The sequence below is a fragment of the Paenibacillus sp. FSL H3-0310 genome (genome assembly GCF_038002785.1).
Lineage (GTDB): Bacteria > Bacillota > Bacilli > Paenibacillales > Paenibacillaceae > Paenibacillus_AQ > Paenibacillus_AQ odorifer.
This window is the reverse complement of sequence record NZ_JBBODC010000003.1, coordinates 312914-334745: the sequence shown is the minus strand read 5'-3', so window position 1 is coordinate 334745 and position 21832 is coordinate 312914. Positions and strand designations below refer to the sequence as shown.

Here is a 21832-nt window from a genome sequence, read left to right as displayed (position 1 = left end):
ATCAGACTTCCCCTCCTAATACTATGGGAAGCTCTTGCAGTGAGCTAATGCTGTAGCCTGTAATCCCCCGTGATCTTAGAACGTCTGTCCAATCTGTGCTGCTATTCGTTTCTGATAAATTCCCTATATGAATGTGCGACGGAGTCATCCCTCTGCTGTCAGCCCAACGTAGTGCTTCCAGTACAGGCTGACCACGTTGAGGACTAATTAGCACGAAGTATGAGCCTTTAGGGAACATACGGTAACCTTTTTCCAAACGGGAAATGAGTGGACCGTGCCCTTCAGCGTTAAGATCGATCAAATATTGAATCATTTTCTGACGCTCAGCAGCGCCTTCAACAGGTGCAAATACCTTCGTGGTCTTATCCAAGCAGCAAAGACCGATCCCAATTCGCTCTCGAATGCCGAATCCAAGTAGTGAGGCTGCGACGGAGACTGCGAGTTCAAATTGATTCGAATTCATATAAGCAGAAGCAGAGCCGTCCAGAACTAGAATGGTCTTGGGAATCGACTCATGCTCGAACTCTTTGGACTTCCACGAGCCTGTCTTTGCCGTTGCATTCCAATGAATGCGTGTTAGGCGGTCGCCATATACGTAGTCGCGTACACCGTTAATTTGGGTAGTCTCACGTCGTGATTGAACAACAGAGGTCTGTGGCCCAGAAAGACGGGATTTTCTTTCATATAACTGCCAGCGCGGAACATAGATTGCACGAGGCAACACCTGAAACTGGCCTTCAGCCAGAAAAGTACCTTTATGCTCAACAAGGCCAAAAATATCTTGGCTGATGATATCCGTATCTGAAAATGTATAAGTGCCCCGTTCGAGAACTGGTGTCTGAAACCGCAGTTCCCCAAGTCCTCTGAGGCTGGGAATCAGGCTTTCCTCAAATACCCAGGATTCGCCATTATGCCGTTTCAGAACTTCCCTAACAACTACATAAGGTAAAGGCAAAATCCCCGGGATTGTGACCTTCAGACCTACACGAAGATACCCACCGGCAGAGAGCAAATCTCCCTTATCCTGTTCGGCATAAAAACTGCGAACACCCTTAGCCCGCCGAACGCCTCCCAAACCTCCAGCAATCAGATATGCAATAAGTACAGAGACCATAATAAACAACATAAATGCAGTTTTACCGCCCTGAAATAGTACATATAAGAGCGTAATACTCCAAATTACAAGGATGCTGGCGAACTTAGTAGGCTGAATGCGAGCTGCCACCGTAGACAAATAACGTCTCATATTATTGCCTCATCGTAACAGGCACTTGAATGCTCTGCAGAAGCTTTTGAAGCAGTGAATCTACGCTAACATTATCTAGGCGCGACTCTGGACGCAGCAATATACGATGACCCAAGGCAAATGGAGTAAGCACCTTTACGTCATCTGGAAGCACATAATCTCTTCCCTGTAAGAAAGCATAAGCTTTACAAGCCAGCATAAACGATAACGAAGCTCGTGGACTTGCACCGAGCAATACAAGCGGATGCTCTCTTGTCTGGCGCACAATATCTAACAAGTAATTCAGTACAGGATCACTCATATAAATCTCACGAATTTCCTCCTGAATACTAGCGATCTGCTCCATACTAGTGACAGCCGTAAGCCTGTCCACTGGTTGACCTTCTTGATGGCTCAGCAATAGATTTTTTTCAGTTGCTGCATCAGGATAACCAAGACTAATTCTTAGCATAAACCGATCCAACTGAGCTTCCGGCAGCGTGTAGGTTCCCTCAAAATCTATCGGATTCTGGGTGGCGCACAACATAAATGGATGCGGCAGCGGATAGGTCTCCCCATCTACGGTTACATTTCGTTCCTCCATCACTTCCAGAAGGGCGGATTGTGTCTTTGTGGTGGCTCGGTTAATTTCATCGGCCAGCAGGATATTCGTCATCACTGGACCTGGGCGGAAATGAAACATCTCGTCTCTCGGATGATACACAGATACACCGGTAATATCACTCGGAAGAATATCCGGATTACATTGTATCCGGCGATACTCTCCGGACATTGATCTGGAAAGTGCGCGAATAAGCTGGGTCTTTCCTGTTCCCGGTACATCCTCGATCAGAACATGACCACCGGCAAGCAGCGCTGTTAGCAGCAATTGTATTTCAAATGATTTTCCAAGTATGCAGGATTCTAGATTATTACGGACAGCATTCATGATGTGCATTGATTCTTGACGAACGGGCATATATGATCCTCCTAGGTCAGAATAAGCAGTAATATTTATATTTTACATGATTAGGGGACCCAAAGTACATTGTTGAAGCTTACGAAGTGTAAACAAACCAAAAACCCGCAGGACAAAATGTCCCGCAGGTTCTAATCTAAATCGCTAAAATCCCATTATCCTTTAGGCCGAACAACCAATGCAGCCAGGAAAGAGAACACAATCGCTGACGAAATCCCTGCGCTCGTGATATCAAAAATCCCTGTAACTACACCGATCCAGCCATCCCTTTCCAGCTCTGTCAATGCTCCATGGACCAAAGAGTTACCGAAGCTTGTGATTGGAATGGTTGCGCCCGCACCCGCAAATTTCACAAGTGGATCATAGATGCCAAAAGCATCAGCAATCGCTCCGGCTACAACTAATGTACTCATCGTATGTGCAGGTGTCAGCTTCAATACATCAAACATCAGCTGGCCTATAACGCAAATGGCTCCTCCGATCAGAAAAGCCCATAAGTAAATCATCATTAAACTCCACCTCCACTTTCTATAGCAACAGCATGAGCCACACACGGAATGCTCTCTCCCTGCTGGTATGACAATGGGGATAATAAGGCTCCAGTTGCCACAATCAGCACCCGTTTTAGTTCACCTTTTTTAATACGCTTGAGTATATGACCATAAGTCACTACTGCGGAACACCCGCAACCACTTCCTCCGGCGATCACATACTTCTGTTTCTCCAAATTGTAGATAAGCAAACCGCAATCATCAAAGGTTGTTTGCTCCATTGGAATCCCTTCTTTAGCTAATAAGGTTTTCGCAATGGGCAAGCCTACAGATGCAAGATCACCTGTAACAATTAAGTCATAATGCCCGGGGGATAGTCCGGTATCCCGAAAATGCGCAGTGATCGTATCCGCCGCCGCCGGTGCCATCGCTGTTCCCATATTAAAAGGATCTGTCAAACCGAGATCCATTATTCGTCCAAGGGTAGCCGAGACCACTACCGGATTGTTGCCAGTCCCATCATTCTGACCTACTACAGCACAGCCCGAGCCTGTGACCGTATATTGCGCCGTTGGCGGCTTTTGTGAACCGTATTCGGTAGGATAACGAAATTGCTTCTCCACCGTACAGTTATGGCTGGATGTTCCCGCGAGCACGTATTTGCTGCCTCCGGAATCTACGATCATAGAGGCAATTGCAAGGCTCTCCATGGAAGTGGAGCAAGCACCGAAAACTCCAAGATAAGGCACACCTAATTTTCTTGCCGCGAAGGAGCTGCTGATAATCTGGTTCATCAAATCTCCGCCAACAAAAAACTCCAGCTTCTCCTTATCCAGGTTTGCATTAATCAGTGCCAGTAGGGAGGCTTTTTCGAAAAGAGCCCGCTCAGCCTTTTCCCATGTTTTTTCACCCATTTCCAAGGAATCAAATATAAAATCAAAATCTGACGTTAATGGACCCTCTCCCTCTTCAGGACCCACTACAGCGGAAGAGCCTAAAATAACGGGACGGCTCGTGAACTCCCAAGTCTGACTGCCAAGCTGTTTCATGTATGTGCACCTCCGCCAACGCCTAAAAAGAGATAGACGATACCAATTATGAAAGCAGCAACGGCACCAAATACGATGACTGAACCCGCCAGCTTGAACATATTGCCGCCCACACCGAGCACAAGTCCTTCCGCACGATGTTCAAGAGCTGCTGAGCACATACTGTTTGCAAAACCAGTAACCGGAACCGCAGTTCCTGCACCGGCCCATTGCGCCAGTTTGTCATACACGCCAAAGCTGGTCAGGATTACAGAAAGTAGAATCATCGTCGCTACAGTTGGACTTGCGGCTTCTTTGGAGGTCATATCGAATATTGCCATATAAGCCTCCTGAATCCCTTGTCCAATTACACAGATTAGGCCGCCAGCAAGAAATGCTCGCACACAGTTTTTGAATACGGGCCTAGCGGGTACAAAGGGCTTGGACAATTTCTCGTAATCTTGCGGGGTCAGGGTATCAAGCTTCAGCTTGACACCCGATTTTTTCGTTTTCGCCGGCATTGAGGGCACCTCCTGAAAGTTAGGCGAAGGGGGCTGACAAGCATCATAGTAGTACTCACTTTGAGCCCCTCAAGTTGTTTCTTCGCTTAGAAGTTTTCCTTATTGTTTGCCATACCCCGCTTCGTTATGTCCCTCCAATTCAGGAAAAATACAGTAACACAACTATCAGCAGCAAGAACAGCACAAGAATAAGCACTGCTTCCTTTTCCAGAGAGTTGTGGCGCCAGTAACGTCTGCGCGCTCCGCTAACCTTTAGGTTTCTTTTGGAGTATCCTCCCTGCACCCTTCTTTTGGGTACACTACCTGCTACCCTCATTTCCTTCGCATCCTTTCTAAAGCTCCTGCCACCAGAGCCCCTATTGCATTGTATTCGCGGAGCGTTCACCGGGTGTTCATTTGTCTCTTTAGCATGGACAAGTGAGCTCACAATGTTCATACTAAGTGGCAGGAAGAAATAACGTTGTCGTCCATTTTGGATGGCAACCGTTTCTCGTAGAACTATAAGGATGATGTATAACGCAAAGCTTATACGTCCTTATATTTTAATAAAGGAGTGATTTCAAATGAATCAAGAAACATTGGATCTATTCAAAACACTTACCGAATTCCCTGCAGCCCCGGGCTTTGAGCGCGAACTCCGCGCTTACGTCAAGGATGCTATGACACCTTATACCGAAGAGTTCGTGCAGGATCGTCTCGGAAGTCTGTTCGGCGTATTGCGCGGTGAGGAAAACGGGCCAAAAATTATGGTCGCTGGACATTTTGACGAAGTGGGCTTTATGGTCACCGGAATTACTAACACCGGGATGATTCGTTTTCAACCGCTAGGCGGATGGCTTGCTTCTGCTGTTGCTTCCCAGCGTCTCCAAATCATTACACCAAAAGGCACATTGACCGGTGTTGTTGGCAGCACGCCTATCCACCTACTAAGCGCAGAAGAACGCGGCAAGACGGGCGAAATTAGCAAAATGTATATTGATATCGGTGCAGACAGCCGTGAAGAGGCGGAAAGCTTTGGCGTCAGACCAGGTCAACAAGTACTGCCGATCTGTCCGTTCACCCCGCTTGCCAACCCTAAAAAAATCATGGCTAAAGCGTGGGATAACCGTTACGGTGTAGGTCTCGCCATTGAGCTGGTTAAGTCATTACACGGCAAAAAGCTGCCTAATACTGTTTATGCTGGTGCTACCGTACAAGAGGAAGTCGGACTTCGTGGAGCACGTACAGCCGCTAATCTTCTGTCCCCAGACATTTTCTTCGGCTTGGATGCGAGCGCTGCTGCCGATATGACCGGAGATAGCCAAGCCTTTGGCCATTTGGGTAAAGGCGCTCTCCTGCGCATTTATGATCCTACGATGGTTACACATCGCGGCTTAATCGAATATGTACAAGACACCGCGGATACTCACAAGATCAAATACCAGTATTTTGTCTCCCAAGGTGGAACAGATGCAGGTCAGGTTCATGTAAGTGGAATCGGCGTTCCTTCCGCAGTCATCGGAATATGCTCTCGCTACATTCATACCGCTTCATCAGTTATTCATAGCGATGACTACGAAGCTGCTAAAGAGCTGTTAGTTAAACTGGTAGAAGGCCTCGACCGCACTACACTGCAAACGATTATTGAGAACAGCTAAGTTCTTATTTTTAAAAGAGCAGCGATCCTTTTTGAAGGATTGCTGCTCTTTTTTGGGTCGGGGCTTACGGACCTGTGTCACTTGCGCCCCAGTGGTGTTTACAAACCCCGATATTACTTCTAAATAACAATTGTGCTTATGAACCCCGTTGCCCGCTGATCCCGCCATTGGTACTACGACGGACCCATGATGCTTACGAACCCACGTTGTTTATTGTTTACGCTCCCAAGGTTACTTGCTTACGGCGACACGTTGTTTATTATTTACGCTCTCAAGTTGCTTGCTTACGGCGACACATTGTTTATTGCTTACGCTCCCAACGTTGCTTCCGGACTCAGATGACGCTATTTGCTAATTTAGAGCCTTTTGAGTAAAGTTGCGGACCTCAGTGACACTATTCCAGAGAAATGGGCTCATAATCGGTGTCATTTATGCTAATAGCGACTATGGTGTCCGATATTCCTCCAAAAGTGGCATAATTCTGCGTTTAAGATCATCTGTGTCCTATAGAGACTCCCCCTATCTCTTTTCATATAAAAAAAGCCCGCCTCAACGGCGAGCTCTTTGACAATTCTCAGACAGCTATATCAACTCATATCCAGCGGCACTTTCCACGAAGGTATCGGGAAAGCCTCATCCAGCTTCCATCTTTCTTCTTCACTCAGCGTAATTAAACCTGCAGCAGCATTCTCAATTACATGCTCACGTGAAGAAGCTTTCGGAATCGTAATGATCTCCTCCTCGCGGATCGTCCAAGCTAACATAATTTGTAGTGGTGTTGCGTTATGAATACGGGCAATTTCCTGAACTGCCTCACTCTCGATAACCCCTTTGCGGAGCGCGCCTGCTTGTGCAAGCGGAGAGTACGCCATTACGGGCATGCGGTGACTTTTCTGCCATGGCAGCAATTCAGCTTCGATGCCTCTCGACCCTAAATGATACAGCACCTGATTCATAGCACAGTGAGTTCCCCCAGCTATACTAAGCAACTCTTTCATATCGTCAACATCGAGGTTCGATACACCCCATCTTGCTATTTTACCTTGAGAGACCAGTTTCTCCATGCCTTCCACAGTCACTTCAAGCGGAATATCTCCCCGCCAGTGCAGTAAATAGAGATCCAGATGATCCGTATTCAGTCGTTGCAAGCTTTCTTCACAGCTGCGAATAAGATTCTCGTTGCCGGCATTATGTGGGTATACTTTGGATACCAGGAAAACGTCATCCCGAATACCTTTAATAGCATCACCTACTAAAAGCTCTGAGTTTCCTTCCCCATACATCTCCGCCGTATCTATCAAATCCATGCCTAATTCCACGCCTAATCTAAGAGCAGCAATTTCTTCCTCTCTACGGGAAGCATCATCACCCATATTCCAAGTTCCCTGTCCTATTCTAGGCACAGAGGTACCGTCTGGAAGCAGCATGCGGTTAGCTCGGTTCACTTTCACAATTTCAGCCAAATGCTCGATTGAATCCTTAGTCATTGTAAAAATCTCCTTACCGATAAATTGTATACTTACTTTATACGACCTTTATGACCCTTTCGAAACATCTGAATCGTGTCTAATTTATAACTTATCTTTCCTTTAGGAGAGAAAAAGCAACAAATTGATTGCTAACTACGCTATCAACTTCAGCCCCACTGCGGCTCCCAGTATCATAAAAATACAGATAACCCGCCGCCAGTCTTTGGCCTCCCCATATAAAAGCATCCCCAAAATTGCTCCACCGGATGCACCGATCCCCGTCCATACCGCATAAGCTGTGCCCATAGGCAAACTTTTCATTGCAAATGATAGAAAAAGAAAACTTCCTCCAAAACCAAGGAAGAGCAGCAAAAACGACTGCAGATTCCGGTATTTATTCAACCTGTTGATCATAGCCACTCCGAACATTTCAAACAATCCTGCAACAACCAAAAATGCCCATGCCATTTAAGACTCCCCCTTTATTTCAGTTTCTTTGATATCTTTGGTTTCGTTAGTTACCATTTTCAGACCTATAACTCCTGCCAGCAAAATAACCACCAGTACCAGCTTCATTAGCTTGAAGGGTTCACCGAATAAAACCATGTCCGCAATGACTGTTCCTGCCGTCCCCAGCCCAACAAATACAGAATATACGGTACCCACCGGTAATTTACTGCTTGCTGAAATAATGACATAGAAACTTATGATTATGGCTACAACTGTGATCAGCCACTCCCACACGCTTGAAGCATGCTTTAAACCTATGACCCACATGACTTCGAAAATCGCAGCGCCAACTACCTTCAGCCACTCTGAATTCTTTTTCATTTCAAGCCCTCCTTCAATTCTCCATAACTTATGATTGCCCACGGACAAACAAATAAGCCCGGAAGGTCATCGCCAAATGGCGATACCTCCCGGGCTTTTATCCCTCCGTGTAAACACAAACTTAATGTTCGTGCGTTTTCCCTCGGACCAGACCAGCTGTGCACCCGCTGCGGAACCCTAGAAAACAAATAAATGATTAAGTTACATCGTATGGTAGCAAATCGGGCGTATAAAAGCAACCTTTTCTATTCCGAGCGTAATTAAATCATAGTATAAAATTCCATAAAATTATAAAATAGATATAAATTTCATTCGATTATCTAGGAAAAGAGGTTAATTCATGTTTCTTTCCAGACATTTTAACTGCGTCCCTCTAGTGGAAGGCATTTATTGCCTTGAAGCGAAGGAGCAAGGCGGAGCCATGAGTAATGCCGGTTTGATAGATATGGGTGATTACACATTAATCTTTGATACATTCAACACTCCACAAGCTGGCAAAGATCTTAGGGATGCCGCTCTGTATTATTTTAATAAACCTATCAGATACATCGTCAACAGCCATTGGCATGGAGACCACGTTAGAGGGAACCAATTCTTCTCGGATGAAGTAATCATATCCTCCAGTAGAACTAGAGAGCTCATGATAAAAACTCAACCAGACTGGCTTGCCCGAATGAAGAAACTGCTTCCTAATCTTGAAGAAGATCTTACGAAGCTTAATACATCTCTCGAGCTCGAACTCGAACTCGAACTCGAACTGAACGATTCCAAACAACGAGAGCTCCTTTCGCAAATAGGTTATTTACAAGAAATCAAAGAGTCTATACTAACGCTTGAAGTAACCCTTCCCCAACTAACTTATGACCGCAAAATGACTATACATGGCTCGGCAAGGACCGTTGAACTCCTATCGGTGGGTACTGCCCATACGGAATGCGATTCTATTCTATTTTCTCCATCCGATTCTTTAGCTTTTGTTGGAGATATTGTCGCAGTTGATAATCATCCATTATTAGTAGACGGTAATCCCTTATCCTGGTTGGAGGCACTTACTTATGTCGAGCGCTTAGATGTGAACATAATTGTTCCCGGTCATGGGCCCGTTACTCAAAAACATTATCTACAGCAAATAAAACGGTATATAAATGATATAATCCATATTAGCGAATCATTGATACGCGAAGACATGAATGTGAATGTGAACCATATAGAAATTCCCGAGCCTTATCTGGGCTGGAATTATGGGAGTATTTTTTACAGAAATCTTGAGTTTTTGACGAAAGCAGCTAGTAACTAATTTTTGGAGTTGAAAGGAGCGGTTCGTTATGGTTTTTGGGATACTATTTGTAGGTGTTGCTGTATTTATTATTATACAAGCCGTAATACGTAATGGCTCGAGCTCAAACAAAAGTACCTTTGATAGAAATAGGCAAAATGATGCCGCCAACATGTCTTTTATGGCTGCCAGTCATCCGGATCTGCTGGATCCAAACCACTCTAACCACTCTAATCATTCTAACCACCACCATAATCACTACGGAGATCACTCGCATCACCATTCTGGACCTGACAGCGGGGGGCATAGCTGGGGTGGAGACGGCGGACATAGTGGCGGTGGAGACTTCGGTGGGGGTGGAGATGCTGGCGGGGGCGGTTGTGATTAATTGAAAAGAAACGAAAAGGACATTCCTGATCCTTCAGGAATGCCCTTTTTTTTAATGCTCATTTATGATACTGAGAATTTTAGCTTGAGTTTGGCTTAATAACTTTTCGGCACCGTGCGGATGGAGCGTTCTAGCTTATCTTATTGATTAAATTGAAAACGGCTAAGCAGTACCTCACCATTAAAGATGAGATAAACATCGGTAGTTTCAGATTCCACGGACACTTCACCAGTAAGTGTGTTCCACTGCTGCAACACGCCACCCGACGGTACAGTCACAGATCCAACCAGCTTCCCTGCTGGGCTGCCCGTTCTGATCTCAAGGGTGCCACCTTTTGCAGAGGATACCAAGGCTTCAAAAGCTCCTGCCCCTTGCTCGAACAATACATCTTTAAAAGCGATCCAAGCGCCATCTTTTACTGGATGTATGGAAGCACCGCCTGCTTTGCACTCGTCCAGATATACGCCTTCGTAGTCATCGTAATTCTCTGCTTTGGTATTGATATACAGATTACGCGACGGAATAACGTCCCCCTGGACCGATAGTTGAGCGGATAATTGGATGTCAGCAGATGAACGGCCGATCAGAACCATATACTCTCCATTTTCCACGCAATATTGCTCACGGGTAACATCCCAGAATGCCAGCTCGGCAACCGGTAACGTAAACTCTAGGGTTTGCGATTGACCTGCGGTTAGGTTTACTTTTTCAAAACCCTTCAACTGTTTAATCGGACGTTTGACCCGGGAATTCAGAGCTTGCACATAAAGCTGCACCACTTCGTCCCCATCAACAACGCCTGTATTCTCTACTTGAACAGAAATTTTCAGCGTCTCATTCGCTTGCAGCTCCTTAGCGCTTAGGCTTAGGTTGCTGTAGGAAATTTGGGCATAACTTAAGCCGTGTCCAAACGCATACAGTGGCTCTCCGTCAAAGTACATATATGTTCTTTTGCCTTTGATAATATCATAATCCATCAGCTCAGGCAGCTGTTCTACAGAACGAAACCAAGTCATGTTCAGCTTGCCGGAAGGACTGTAATCGCCGAAAAGAACTTCTGCCACCGCATTGCCCAGCTCTTGTCCACTATGGGAGGTATACAATACAGCCGGAATGTTCTCGTCAATCCAAGTGGAAGTTATCGGGTAACTGCCGACAATGACCACTACCGTATTCGGGTTCGCTTCATAGACAGCTTTAACCAATCGCTCTTGCTCCTCTGGAAGCACAATATCCGGTCTGTCGATTTCTTCTTTTCCGTTAAGGAGTGGATGGTTGCCCACAAAAACCACAGCGATTTCAGCAGCCTTGGCAGCTTCTACTGCAGCCTCTATGCCGTTAGTTACGATGTTCTTTTTAAAAAGACCTGCTTGCGCATTGGCATCCTGATCTGCCACTTGCAGCGTTCCATTTTCCGGATTCACCGAGATCATTTTATCATTCCAGGTCCGCAAAGATACCGTATCTTCGCCTTCCGGAACGATGTTAATCGATTCTTTTACAAACCAGCCGTAAATTTCATCAGCAGATGCTGTGAGAGTCTCTGCTTCGCTTAAAGTTACATACTGACCGCGACTTGTCGCCTTCAGAGTATTGCTAGTCCAGCCCCAAGCTGTATGATGGAACAATTCTCCGTGCTCTGCTATGTCATGTTGTACAGCCAGTCTTCCGTCCTCCCCTGTGATTCCAATGGCTTGGCCGTTTGCGGCTGAAGTAAGAATGATCTGATCTGCGCCACTCTCAAAAGTAACGTGTTTACCAGGCAGCTTTTTGCTAACCCCCTGCAGCGGAGTCACTCCATAAGGTAATGTGCCAGAATACCAGTCTCTAAAAGCTTCATCACCAAGTGGACCAATAATCGCCAATTTGCTCAGACTGCTTTTGTTCAATGGCAATGTGCCTTGGTCATTCTTCAACAATACTATAGATTGTTTCGCAGCTTCCAAGGAGAGTGCGGTATGTTTTTTGCTAAGTATAACGGAATCGTCGATTGCTGCGTATGGGTTCCCTTCAGCCGGATCGAACTCTCCCAGACGGAAACGAACTCTGAAAGTGTTGGCAAGCGCACGATCCAAATCTTCCTCTGCTAAGAGGCCTTGGTCTAGTGCTTCGTGAAGAACCTTGATTGTCTCTGCGGTTTCTTCTGTTACGCTGTCAATTCCATTTTTGATAGATTCAGCCATCGATTGTGCAAAAGATTCATAATACTTGTGATCCTTCACAATCCCAAAAAGATCGCCGGCATCGCTTACGATAAAGCCATCCATTTCCCATTCGCCTTTGACCACATCCATTACTGCCGGATGAAGAATAACAGGTACGCCATTCACCGAGTTATAAGCGGTCATCATGGACTGTGCGCCACCTTCTCGAAAAGCAGGCTTAAACGCTTCCAGATAATACTCCCGCATATTTCTCGGATCAATACTCGCGGAGCAGTTCCCGCGTTCAATCTCATTATTGTTGCCGAGGAAATGCTTCAGCGTTGCTACCGCTTTCAAATAGACCGGGTGATCACCCTGGATTCCCTTCACAAGTGAGGTGCTGAGGCGTCCGGTCAACTCTGGATCTTCGCCGTAAGCTTCCTCGGTTCTTCCCCAACGCGGGTCACGTTCCATATCCACCGTTGGCGCCCATAACGTCAGACCGTTAACCGTTGGATTCTTTTTGTAAAAGGCTCTGGCTTCATCTCCGATGGCCGAACCAATCTCCTTCAGCAGCTCTGGATTCCAAGTACAAGCCAGTCCGCTCGGCTGAGGAAAAGAAGTCGCTTTTCCAAGCCAAGAAATCCCGTGCGCCGCTTCCGTACCATGCTTGTAGGCCCCAACACCCAAACGCTCTATGGCAGCTTGATACTGAGGCATCAGGCTTACTTTTTCATCAAGTGTTAGTCTGGAGATCAGATCCTGCACTCGCTCATTTAAAGGTAAATCAATCTGTTGAAATGGATATTTAGCTATATCTGTTCCCATCAAAATCGCTCCTTCGTCTCTTGTTGATAGCGGTTTCATTCATTCCCGAGGACATTCCTTCGAAAAAACACCCATACGTCCTATCCATCTAATCATAGAAGATTCCCCTCCTCCGCAACACCTTAACAATCTAAATAGAAATCAGGTCATAATTAGAGATTTAGGGGGGGATGATGTGAGTGTGAGTGCATGGGTTTGCTCATTATTCGCTCCATCTCAACAATCTACGGGATTTATACCGTTCATTTGCCCAATTCCCGCTCCACGCACACAATCTACGGGATTTATACCGCACATTTGCTCGATTCCCGCTCCCCACCCACAATCTGCGGGATTTATACCGTACATTTGCCCTATTCCCGCTCCACAGCTACAATCTGCGGGATTTATACCGCACATTTGCTCGATTCCCGCTCCCCACCCACAATCTGCGGGATTTCTACCGTTTATTTGCCCAATTCTCGCTCCACACCTCCAATCTACGGGATTTATACCGTTCATTTGCCCAATTCCCGCTCCATCTCCGCAATCTAAGGGATTTATACCGTTCATTTGCTCACTTCTCGCTCCACGCCTCCAATCTACGGGATTTATACCGTTCATTTGCTCGATTCCCGCTGCACGCCTCCAATCTACGGGATTTATACCGTTTATTTGCCCTATTCTCGCTCCACGCCCGCAATCTACGGGATTTATACCGTTTATTCACCACAGCTGAATATCGTTAAGTGAATGTACATATTCATAGCGACAAACCCTCCCACTCACCTGGGAAACTACCGGCTTAAACTTACCTTTCTCACAAAGTGACCTCATACATTTCCTAACTGTACGCAGATCAATTCCAAGCTCTCTCACCAAATCAACAGGCCGAATGTCCCCGTTCGAACGCACCGCAATTTGCAAAATATCACGCTCCAGTCGACTAAACGCCTCCTTCTCTTCTGTCCTTAAAGAGAGGTACGGCATCAGTAATGATCTCAACAAAAAAATAGTATTCTCAGGACTCGCTTCCAGATCATCATATGGTATCGCCACTACCCGATAACCCGCGATTTGTAGATAAGTCTCTCGATTCAATTCCTGCCGATAACGCGTCCGATCTGTGTTTTGCACATGTGGGCCGTAACCTTTTACCTCAAAAGCAAACTTAACCTGCCCAGGCTTCCACGCAAAATCAACAAAATAAGGCCATCCCCGCCAATCCAACACTTCATATTCAGGATGAAGATCATTAAAATGACCCATCATTGGCCACCAAACCTTCTCCGCAAACATTCGCTCACCATGCCCATGTCCCCGCTCCAATCTCCCCCTTCTTTCTCCCGTTCTTCGACTAATATGATCTTCCACCCACTTACGGTGTTCTTCCGTAAATCCCATAACGTCCCCCTCCTCCTTGGCATAAAAAAATCCCGCACCCAATTATGGATGCGGGACGTGCTTCGTCCTATTACTCAGAAGTATAGTATTCGCCTTCTTATGCTGTCAATGACACTCTACATTCAACGATAGTACTCGAGCTAAATATGCTTACCTATTAAAAAATCACATTGGTTAAAGTGAGTCGCATTAAAGTAAGTTCAGTTACAGTTAGCTTATTACAGTAAGTTCATTTAGAGTCAGATCACTAAAGTTAGTTCAGCTAGAGTAGATCATTACAGTAAGTCCAGCTAGAGTTAGATCACTACAGTTCAGTTAGAATTAACTCAGCAAGAGCAATCTAGGTTAAGTAAACTATATTTGAGTTAGACGACTAGATTTAGCTCAATATAGTAGGTTTTGTATAGTAGGTTCAGTTAAAGTAATCTCGGTTTGACTAAGTTCCGCTAGAATAATATTATTCGACCTACCTTTTTGAAATTGTCAGAAATCGTCTCCCATTCTCCACTATTCACTGGCTATCGACCTGTGCTTTTTCTATTTAATTGTATTTCATGCAACTATTTAACCCTTATCCCCCTAAAAGTCCATTTAGTTGTACTTTCTACAACTAAAAAAGGAAACATTAGGTAGTTAAGCGTAAATGATCAAATTTAGATGTACAAAGTGCAGTTAACTGTTACTTTTCCTAAAACTAGTGAAGTTTAACTGCACAAAATGCAATTAAAACTGAGTTCGAGATGAGGCTGACTGGATTGCGACTTAGTTGCATTGACTTAGCGGCCTAGCTACAACATCGGGACTTAGCTACATTGATTTAACGATCTAGCTACAACATCGCGGCTAAGCAACATTAATATGCGACCTAGCTACAACATTGCGACTTAGCAACATTAATATACCGGCCTAGCTACAACATCGGGACTTAGCTACATTGACTTAGCGGGCCTAGCCACAACATCGCGACTTAGCAACATTAATTTAGCGACCTAGCCACAACATCACAACTTAGCAACATTAATATAGCGGCTCAACTAGAGTGACATATTGCTCCCTCTTCACTGCCTTCCCTCACCTAGCAAACGTGCAGCCCGAGCGCCTTGCCCATAGGCATCAAAAGAGATCATTCCATCGACACCCTGACTTCGACACCCCAGCTTCAATCCGAGACGGGAAATCAATGACCTTAAATCCATTATCCATTATCCTTCACAACAACCTTTCACAGAAATGTCGGAGAGCGTTCTTTTGTTCCCTAACAAATCACCATTTACCGCATATAGCTTACGAAATCCCTGCTTATAAAGAATTCTCGCGGCTTTATTTCTTTTGTAGTAACTTCCTGCAAGAATTAGAACTGAGTCGCCCGGAGATAGACAGTGCTGCCAGACATAGGGTAATCGCCCCAGCGAAATATTTATCGAACCACGGATACTGTCCTTCTGGTAATCAACGGCATCCCTGACATCGAGCATTTTCATAGCCAATGATTGATCCGCTAATTCGCGAACCTCACGGACTTCTATATAAGTAAGTGAACGAACAGGCCAAGCATAACGCAAAAACCTCACAATACTAAAGACAATTAAAATACTCAGTAGGATCCGAACCATCATGCTCATATCATTACTCCCGTACCAAAAAATCATCCGTCCAAGCGCCTAATCCACCCGTCATGTTCACAACGTTATACCCCTTTTCACTCAGCAGCTCACAAGCCAGTCCACTACGGCCACCACTTAAGCACATCACAATTATCTCGCCATGAGAATCCAGTTCATCTGTGCGCATCAATAGCTGTCCAAGCGGAATATGTTTAGCACCCATTACATGTCCCTCCACCCATTCGGCGGGTTCGCGTATATCCAACATGGTAAGAGTTTCGCCATTCTTCAAGCGTTCCGCCACTTGCTGTGGGGTAATTTCCTTTGAAATTTTAAAAGACATCGAGCATCTCTCCTTCACCTTTATAAAAATAACTTGATTTTCATATCACTATATCATAATATTACGATATAAGGATATTGTAAAGTGAGGTGTTCGTTACCATGGACAAAAATTTCAAAGCCTATAACCAAACCGCCGAAACCTTAAAGGCTATAGCTCATCCCGTGCGCTTGTGCATCATTAAAGGACTTCTGGAAAAGGGCAGCTGCAACGTGAGCTTCATGCAGGACTGCCTCGATCTTCCACAATCTACGGTGTCCCAGCATTTACAGAAGCTTAGATCACTAGGCATCGTTGAAACCGAACGTAATGGGCTGGAGATTAACTATTCTGTTAAAGACGAAAAAATCAAACAACTGATTCAGTTATTTTTAGGGGAGGAATAAGTCATCATGAGTAAAAAAGTATTAATTGTTGGCGGTGTTGCAGGAGGCGCGTCAGCAGCCGCCCGGCTTCGGAGATTAAATGAAGATGCGCATATTGTAATGTTTGAGCGTGATCCGTACATTTCTTTTGCCAATTGCGGACTTCCTTATTATATCGGTGGGTCCATTCAGGACCGCTCCAAGCTGCTGGTGCAGACACCGGAGGCGATGCACAAACGTTTTAACATCGATGTTCGGATTCAAAGTGAAGTCGTGTCTATTGACCCTGTGAACAAAAAAGTGCGAGTAGAAAGCATAGAAAAAGGCTCCTATGAAGAGAGCTATGATGCGCTTATTTTATCGCCAGGTGCTAAACCGATTCGTCCGAATCTGCCCGGTATCGAGAGTTCCCAAATACACATGTTGCGTAACATTCCCGACACTGACAAAGTCAAAGCTAAAGTCGCTGCGGAAGGCACACGTTCGGCCGTGGTGATCGGTGGTGGATTTATCGGTGTGGAAATGGCTGAGAACCTTAGAGAAGCTGGTCTGGAAGTTTCCTTAATTGAAGCAGGACCACAAATATTAGCTCCGTTCGATACTGAAATGTCTTCTATTTTGGCAAAAGAACTCGACGAGCATGGCGTTAATCTTATTTTTTCCGATATGGTCAAAGGGTTTGCTGAGGTGGGAGAACAAATACAGGTGCAATTAGCAAGTGGCACTGTACTGCAAAGTGATATGGTTCTGCTGGCTATCGGCGTTTCTCCGGATACCTCTTTTCTGAAGGACAGTGGCTTAGAATTCGGTCCCCGTGGCCATATTTTAGTCAATGAGCGGATGGAGACCAATCTGGATCAAGTGTTCGCTGTAGGTGACGCGGTTGAGGTGGTTGATTTCGTAAACGGAACAAAAACCGCCATTCCACTAGCTGGTCCTGCCAATAAGCAAGGGCGGATTGCTGCGGACAACGTCAGTGGTCTCGGCACAACTTACAAAGGATCACAAGGGACTTCTATTATAAAGGTTTTTGGAGTCACAGGTGCTTCTACAGGTAATAATGAAAAAACATTACAACGTTTGGGTCTGCCGTATCACGTGATTTATATACATCCAAGCTCACACGCAACCTATTATCCGGGGGCAACCCCGATATCTATGAAGCTGATTTTTGATCCAAAAGGTACGGTGCTAGGAGCACAAGCTGTAGGTTACAGTGGTGTAGACAAACGTATCGACGATATTGCTACAGTTATTCGTTTTAGAGGTACGGTCACTGATTTGACGGAGTTGGAGCTATCTTATGCCCCTCCTTATTCTTCCGCTAAAGATCCGGTGAATATGGCTGGCTTTGCCGCTGAAAATATTTTGCATGGTTTGACTACGGTATTCGTCCCTAAGGATTTAGAAGGTCGTGACAAAAACAATACCATTTTAGTTGACGTACGTTCGGAAATCGAACATGCTAATGGTCATATTGAAGGGTCCATTAACATCCCTGTGGATGATCTGCGTGGTCGGCTAAGCGAGCTTGACTCTAGTAAAGAAATTTGGGTGTATTGCCAAGTTGGACTCAGAGGCTACACCGCTTCCCGGATTTTACAGCAAAAAGGTTACCGTGTGAAGAATCTGACCGGCGGTTATAAAACCTATCAGATGAGCCAATTTACGCCTAAAAAAAAAGATAACTTGACGCCAAACGTTGGTACACCAGCAGCCAGTAAAGAAATCGCAGCAACGGGAGCAATGACGGAGACTGAGACGGAGACTGAAACTGAAACTGGAACTGGAACTGGCACAGTTACACCAACCGTTAACGCTACAGCTTTCACAACACCTGATTCCGTGCTTGATGCCTGCGGACTGTGCTGCCCAGGGCCGCTGATCCAAGTTAAAATGAGCATGGACCCGCTCTTGGACGGGCAAGTCCTGAAGGTCACTGCTTCCGATCCCGGATTTTATGAGGATATCAAGGCTTGGGCTCGTATGTCCAACAATACGCTTTTGCAGCTAACAAAGCTGCCTACTGGCATGATCGAAGCTTATCTGCGCAAAGGAGTTATCGAGACTTCAGCATCAGCACCAACCGGAGCAGGCGCACAAGTAATTCAAACTAGCAATGCAAGCACAATGGTTGTTTTTAGCGGGGATTTGGATAAAGCGATCGCTTCCTTCATCATTGCCAACGGAGCAGCATCCAGCGGCAAAAAAGTCACAATGTTCTTTACCTTCTGGGGCCTCAATATTATCCGCAAGGATGAGAAGGTGCCTGTGAACAAAAACTTTATCGGAAAAATGTTCGGTGCCATGATGCCACGCGGCAGCCGGAAGCTGACGCTTTCAAATAGGAACATGATGGGCATGGGCTCGAAGATGATCCGCTCTCTAATGAAGAGCAAAAATATCTCTTCCTTGGAGGAATTGATTCAGATGGCTATCGACCAGGGTGTGGAAATCGTCGCCTGCCAAATGTCCATGGATCTTATGGGCATCACTCGTGAAGAACTGATTGACGGTGTCGGAATCGGCGGCGTTGGTTACTATCTCGGCCAAGCCGATCAGTCGGGTCATAATCTATTTATCTAAATACCTTAACGCCGCAAAGAGACTCCTCTATTTAAATAGAAGAGTCTCTTTTTTATATAAAAATGAACTCACGAGAATCGGTGATATAGATTTGAATAACCAAAATGCAGAAATTGGCTGGATCTGGATACAGAATCTAAAACCTGCTATCCTATTTAATAGGCATTCATCCGAACAACGACCTATTTCAGGTAAAAAAAGGAGATTAAATGAATAACCCGATACATATTCTTGTTGCTGAGGACGACAGCGACATCAACCGATTGCTGTGCAACATTATTAAGAAAAGCGGCTATATTCCCCAACCTGCTTACTCGGGAACGGAGGCACTTCTCTATCTGGAGCAACGTCAATGGAGCATGCTGCTACTGGATCTGATGCTGCCAGGCATGTCAGGTGAGGAACTACTTGAGAAGATTGCCGGGCGGGATGATATGTCGGTAATTATCATTTCTGCCAAGGGTGAGCCCCAGACCAAGGTGTCTGCCCTGCGGGCGGGGGCGGATGATTTCATTACGAAACCCTTCGACGTTGAGGAAGTCTCTGCACGGATCGATTCTCATCTGCGTTTGTATTCGCGGATTACGCAATCGGCTTTGCCTAACGTGCTCCAGCATCAGGGTCTTGTACTTCATCGAGAGGCGATGTCGATTACGGCAAATGGTGTGGAACTGACGCTCACAGCTCTAGAGTTTGAAATTCTCTCGTTACTTTTGTCAGCCCCCAAAAAGGTGTTTACGAAAGCGAATTTGTATGAAAGAGTCTGGCACGAGCCATATTACGGGGACGATAATACGGTCAATGTCCATATGAGCAATTTGCGCAGCAAGCTAACCAAGGCCGCACCAGGAAGCGAATTTATCGAGACGGTATGGGGCATAGGTTATCGGCTCAAGCCTTAAGACATTCTTAAGATTTGGCTTTAGCTCTTCTTATGTTTTCAATTCTATACTTGGTCTATCACGAAAAGGAGGCCAAGACGAGATGTACGAGTATGTATTAAAAACAAATCAGCTATCCAAAAAGTTCAAGGGCCATACAGCGCTGGACAAAGTCAATTTGTCAATCCGTAAAGGCTCTATTTATGGTTTTATTGGACAAAATGGAGCCGGAAAATCAACATTAATCCGGATTGTGACCGGACTTGCTTTTCCGACTCAGGGGACGATCGAGCTGTTCGGAGCCAGTGAAGAGCAAGCCCTGATCCAGGCTCGTAAGCGAATCGGCTCGATTATCGAGAGTCCCGCTTTATTCCCCCATATGACTGCGAGTGAAAATTTAGAAGCAAACCGGATTCTACGTGGTATTCCCGGCAAAGATTGTGTTCCTAGAATGCTAGAGCAAGTTGGACTGCAGGGCGCCGGAAAGAAGAAAGCCAAAAATTTCTCACTTGGAATGAAGCAGCGGTTAGGTCTTGCCATCGCCTTACTGGGAGATCCCGAATTTCTGATTCTGGACGAGCCAACTAATGGGTTGGATCCGATGGGTGTCGTCGAAATGCGCGAACTGCTCAAGCGACTAAACCGTGAGCTAGGCATTACGATAATGATCTCAAGTCATATTCTAAGTGAGCTGCATTTAATGGCAAGTCATTATGGCATTATTCATCGCGGTCAGTTGCTTGAACAACTCACTGCGGAGGAATTAAACGAGAAATGTCAGCAGTATTTATTTATCAAAGTGGATGATCCGGGCAAGGCAACAGCCGTCATTCAGAACGAGCTGGGTACGGCCGATTTCGAAGTGATGCAGGATGGAACCATCAAGTTGTATAGCCGTATTGAGCAGCCAGGCAAAGTATCAACTGCTTTATTCTCTGCGGGCCTCGAGATCGAGAAGTTTATGCCTATGGGTGAAGACTTGGAAAGTTATTTTACAAAGCGGATTGGGGGGAACCCAAATGTATAATCTGATCAGAGTGGAGTTTTTCAAGCTCCGAAAGAATAGATCATTTTGGACTTTTCTATTGGCACTTTCCGTCCTCTCGCTTGCGTACCCTTTGCTATATTATTTTGATCATCGCTCCAATGGGGAACCTCAGATCACCGGCGCTGAATTTCTGACTACCTTTATTTCAAGCAATGCCTACATTATTAAATTCGGCGTAGCCATTCTGGCTGGATTCTTTATCTCTAACGAATATTCCACAGGGGTCATGAAGACGATCGCATCTTCGGGCAACACCAGAGGCCGGCTGTTCGCAGCAAAACTAATCGTATTCGCAGTTGGAGCCATGGCGATTTCGCTCGTCTTTCCTATTGTCAGCACAGTCGAAGTCACGCTGCTTTCGGGCTTCGGTCATCTGCCGGAAGGAAGCACTACACTTTTCATACCGCGAGCTCTCGGGCTAACGTTATTGTACACGGCTGGTTACGCAGCCATTGGGGCGCTGTTCACCGTAATCCTAACCGACAGCGGCAAAACTATCGGCTTCTCAATGATTTTCTTCCTTATGATCGATACGGTTTTGGCTAGTATAGGTTCGAAGATCTCTTTCTTTAGTAATTTGTACGATTATTCCATCTTCAAACGGGTGAGCGATATCGGTAAGCCCAGTATCGACAGTGGAGATTGGCCAGCACTTCTACTCGTGCCGTTGTTGACAATAGCCGTTTCCGGGGTACTCGGTATTCTCGTATTCCACCGAAAAGAAATCAAATAGCAAATGGGGGGTGCAGGAGAGTGTTGCTTATTCTGACAATCATATTGTTTGCAGCAGGAGCTCTCCTGCTTT

The 21832-nt window shown here is 45.6% G+C and carries 22 protein-coding genes and 1 riboswitch; of the genes, 9 read left to right on the top strand and 13 right to left on the bottom strand.

Translation table 11 applies throughout. The features are described from left to right. Position 1: 1 nt before the first annotated feature. The 5 genes from MHH63_RS27505 to spoVAC all read right to left on the bottom strand — a co-directional run bounded on the left by MHH63_RS27505 (position 2) and on the right by spoVAC (position 4244). Positions 2–1246: a DUF58 domain-containing protein gene (locus MHH63_RS27505; protein WP_341172298.1), complete on the bottom strand. Its 1245-nt coding sequence runs from the start codon at positions 1244–1246 to the stop codon at positions 2–4. Between the two features lies 1 nt (position 1247). Beyond that, positions 1248–2204, bottom strand: a complete 957-nt coding sequence (locus MHH63_RS27500) for an AAA family ATPase (protein ID WP_076125188.1) — start codon at positions 2202–2204, stop codon at positions 1248–1250. A 155-nt stretch (positions 2205–2359) separates the two neighbouring features. Further along, positions 2360–2710 (bottom strand): stage V sporulation protein AE, encoded by a 351-nt coding sequence (spoVAE, locus tag MHH63_RS27495; RefSeq protein ID WP_036675923.1) that lies wholly within the window; start codon positions 2708–2710, stop codon positions 2360–2362. 2 nt (positions 2711–2712) lie between these two features. Next, entirely contained in the window at positions 2713–3744 is a 1032-nt protein-coding gene (gene spoVAD / locus MHH63_RS27490; protein ID WP_076185304.1) for a stage V sporulation protein AD, read from the bottom strand. Continuing rightward, a complete protein-coding gene (gene spoVAC, locus MHH63_RS27485) occupies positions 3741–4244 on the bottom strand; it encodes a stage V sporulation protein AC (protein ID WP_076125192.1) in 504 nt (167 codons plus the stop codon). The genes spoVAD and spoVAC overlap by 4 nt, the downstream gene beginning before the upstream one ends. 563 nt (positions 4245–4807) lie before the next feature. Between spoVAC and MHH63_RS27480 the strand changes: the two genes are divergently transcribed. Further along, a complete protein-coding gene (locus MHH63_RS27480) occupies positions 4808–5881 on the top strand; it encodes a M42 family metallopeptidase (RefSeq protein WP_076125194.1) in 1074 nt (357 codons plus the stop codon). 587 nt (positions 5882–6468) lie between these two features. Here the strand turns inward: MHH63_RS27480 and MHH63_RS27475 are convergent. The 3 genes from MHH63_RS27475 to MHH63_RS27465 form a co-directional block, all read right to left on the bottom strand. Next, the gene (locus MHH63_RS27475) at positions 6469–7308 is read right to left on the bottom strand and encodes an aldo/keto reductase (RefSeq protein WP_217696507.1); all 840 of its coding nucleotides are present in this window, start codon (positions 7306–7308) and stop codon (positions 6469–6471) included. Between the two features lie 195 nt (positions 7309–7503). Further along, positions 7504–7818: a DMT family transporter gene (locus tag MHH63_RS27470; RefSeq protein ID WP_076125196.1), complete on the bottom strand. Its 315-nt coding sequence runs from the start codon at positions 7816–7818 to the stop codon at positions 7504–7506. Next, the gene (locus MHH63_RS27465; protein WP_036675723.1) at positions 7819–8181 is read right to left on the bottom strand and encodes a DMT family transporter; all 363 of its coding nucleotides are present in this window, start codon (positions 8179–8181) and stop codon (positions 7819–7821) included. A gap of 84 nt (positions 8182–8265) precedes the next feature. Further along, positions 8266–8373, bottom strand: a riboswitch (guanidine-I (ykkC/yxkD leader). A 148-nt stretch (positions 8374–8521) separates the two neighbouring features. On the opposite strand from MHH63_RS27465, the gene MHH63_RS27460 reads away from it, so the two are divergent. Together MHH63_RS27460 and MHH63_RS27455 are read left to right on the top strand one after the other, a co-directional pair. Further along, a complete protein-coding gene (locus MHH63_RS27460; RefSeq protein WP_341172297.1) occupies positions 8522–9478 on the top strand; it encodes an MBL fold metallo-hydrolase in 957 nt (318 codons plus the stop codon). 28 nt (positions 9479–9506) lie between these two features. Continuing rightward, positions 9507–9845: a hypothetical protein gene (locus MHH63_RS27455; protein ID WP_076185308.1), complete on the top strand. Its 339-nt coding sequence runs from the start codon at positions 9507–9509 to the stop codon at positions 9843–9845. A 140-nt stretch (positions 9846–9985) separates the two neighbouring features. On the opposite strand, the gene MHH63_RS27450 is transcribed toward MHH63_RS27455, so the two are convergent. Next, positions 9986–12817 carry a glycoside hydrolase family 3 protein gene (locus tag MHH63_RS27450; RefSeq protein WP_341172296.1) on the bottom strand — a complete coding sequence of 944 codons (2832 nt, stop codon included), beginning with the start codon at positions 12815–12817 and terminating at the stop codon, positions 9986–9988. A gap of 189 nt (positions 12818–13006) precedes the next feature. Between MHH63_RS27450 and MHH63_RS27445 the strand changes: the two genes are divergently transcribed. Further along, positions 13007–13351: a hypothetical protein gene (locus MHH63_RS27445; RefSeq protein WP_341172295.1), complete on the top strand. Its 345-nt coding sequence runs from the start codon at positions 13007–13009 to the stop codon at positions 13349–13351. A gap of 171 nt (positions 13352–13522) precedes the next feature. On the opposite strand, the gene MHH63_RS27440 is transcribed toward MHH63_RS27445, so the two are convergent. The 4 genes from MHH63_RS27440 to MHH63_RS27425 all read right to left on the bottom strand — a co-directional run bounded on the left by MHH63_RS27440 (position 13523) and on the right by MHH63_RS27425 (position 16147). Continuing rightward, positions 13523–14200, bottom strand: coding sequence for a winged helix-turn-helix domain-containing protein (locus tag MHH63_RS27440; RefSeq protein ID WP_341172294.1), 678 nt, complete (start codon positions 14198–14200; stop codon positions 13523–13525). A gap of 1058 nt (positions 14201–15258) precedes the next feature. Further along, entirely contained in the window at positions 15259–15396 is a 138-nt protein-coding gene (locus tag MHH63_RS27435; protein ID WP_175619979.1) for a hypothetical protein, read from the bottom strand. Positions 15397–15402: 6 nt separating this feature from the next. Then, complete coding sequence (locus MHH63_RS27430; RefSeq protein WP_076185312.1) at positions 15403–15822, bottom strand: rhodanese-like domain-containing protein; 420 nt, start codon at positions 15820–15822, stop codon at positions 15403–15405. 4 nt (positions 15823–15826) lie between these two features. Then, on the bottom strand, positions 15827–16147 hold the full coding sequence (locus tag MHH63_RS27425) for a rhodanese-like domain-containing protein (RefSeq protein ID WP_076185313.1): 321 nt from the start codon (positions 16145–16147) through the stop codon (positions 15827–15829). 101 nt (positions 16148–16248) lie between these two features. On the opposite strand from MHH63_RS27425, the gene MHH63_RS27420 reads away from it, so the two are divergent. From MHH63_RS27420 to MHH63_RS27400, 5 genes are all read left to right on the top strand, one after another. After that, on the top strand, positions 16249–16533 hold the full coding sequence (locus MHH63_RS27420) for an ArsR/SmtB family transcription factor (protein WP_341172293.1): 285 nt from the start codon (positions 16249–16251) through the stop codon (positions 16531–16533). Positions 16534–16539: 6 nt separating this feature from the next. Next, positions 16540–19098, top strand: coding sequence for an FAD-dependent oxidoreductase (locus tag MHH63_RS27415; protein ID WP_341172292.1), 2559 nt, complete (start codon positions 16540–16542; stop codon positions 19096–19098). A gap of 209 nt (positions 19099–19307) precedes the next feature. Continuing rightward, complete coding sequence (locus MHH63_RS27410) at positions 19308–20000, top strand: response regulator transcription factor (RefSeq protein WP_076125214.1); 693 nt, start codon at positions 19308–19310, stop codon at positions 19998–20000. 82 nt (positions 20001–20082) lie between these two features. Then, positions 20083–21006: an ABC transporter ATP-binding protein gene (locus MHH63_RS27405; protein ID WP_036675740.1), complete on the top strand. Its 924-nt coding sequence runs from the start codon at positions 20083–20085 to the stop codon at positions 21004–21006. Further along, on the top strand, positions 20999–21760 hold the full coding sequence (locus MHH63_RS27400; protein ID WP_076141190.1) for an ABC transporter permease: 762 nt from the start codon (positions 20999–21001) through the stop codon (positions 21758–21760). The genes MHH63_RS27405 and MHH63_RS27400 overlap by 8 nt, the downstream gene beginning before the upstream one ends. The last annotated feature ends 72 nt before the right edge of the window (positions 21761–21832 follow it).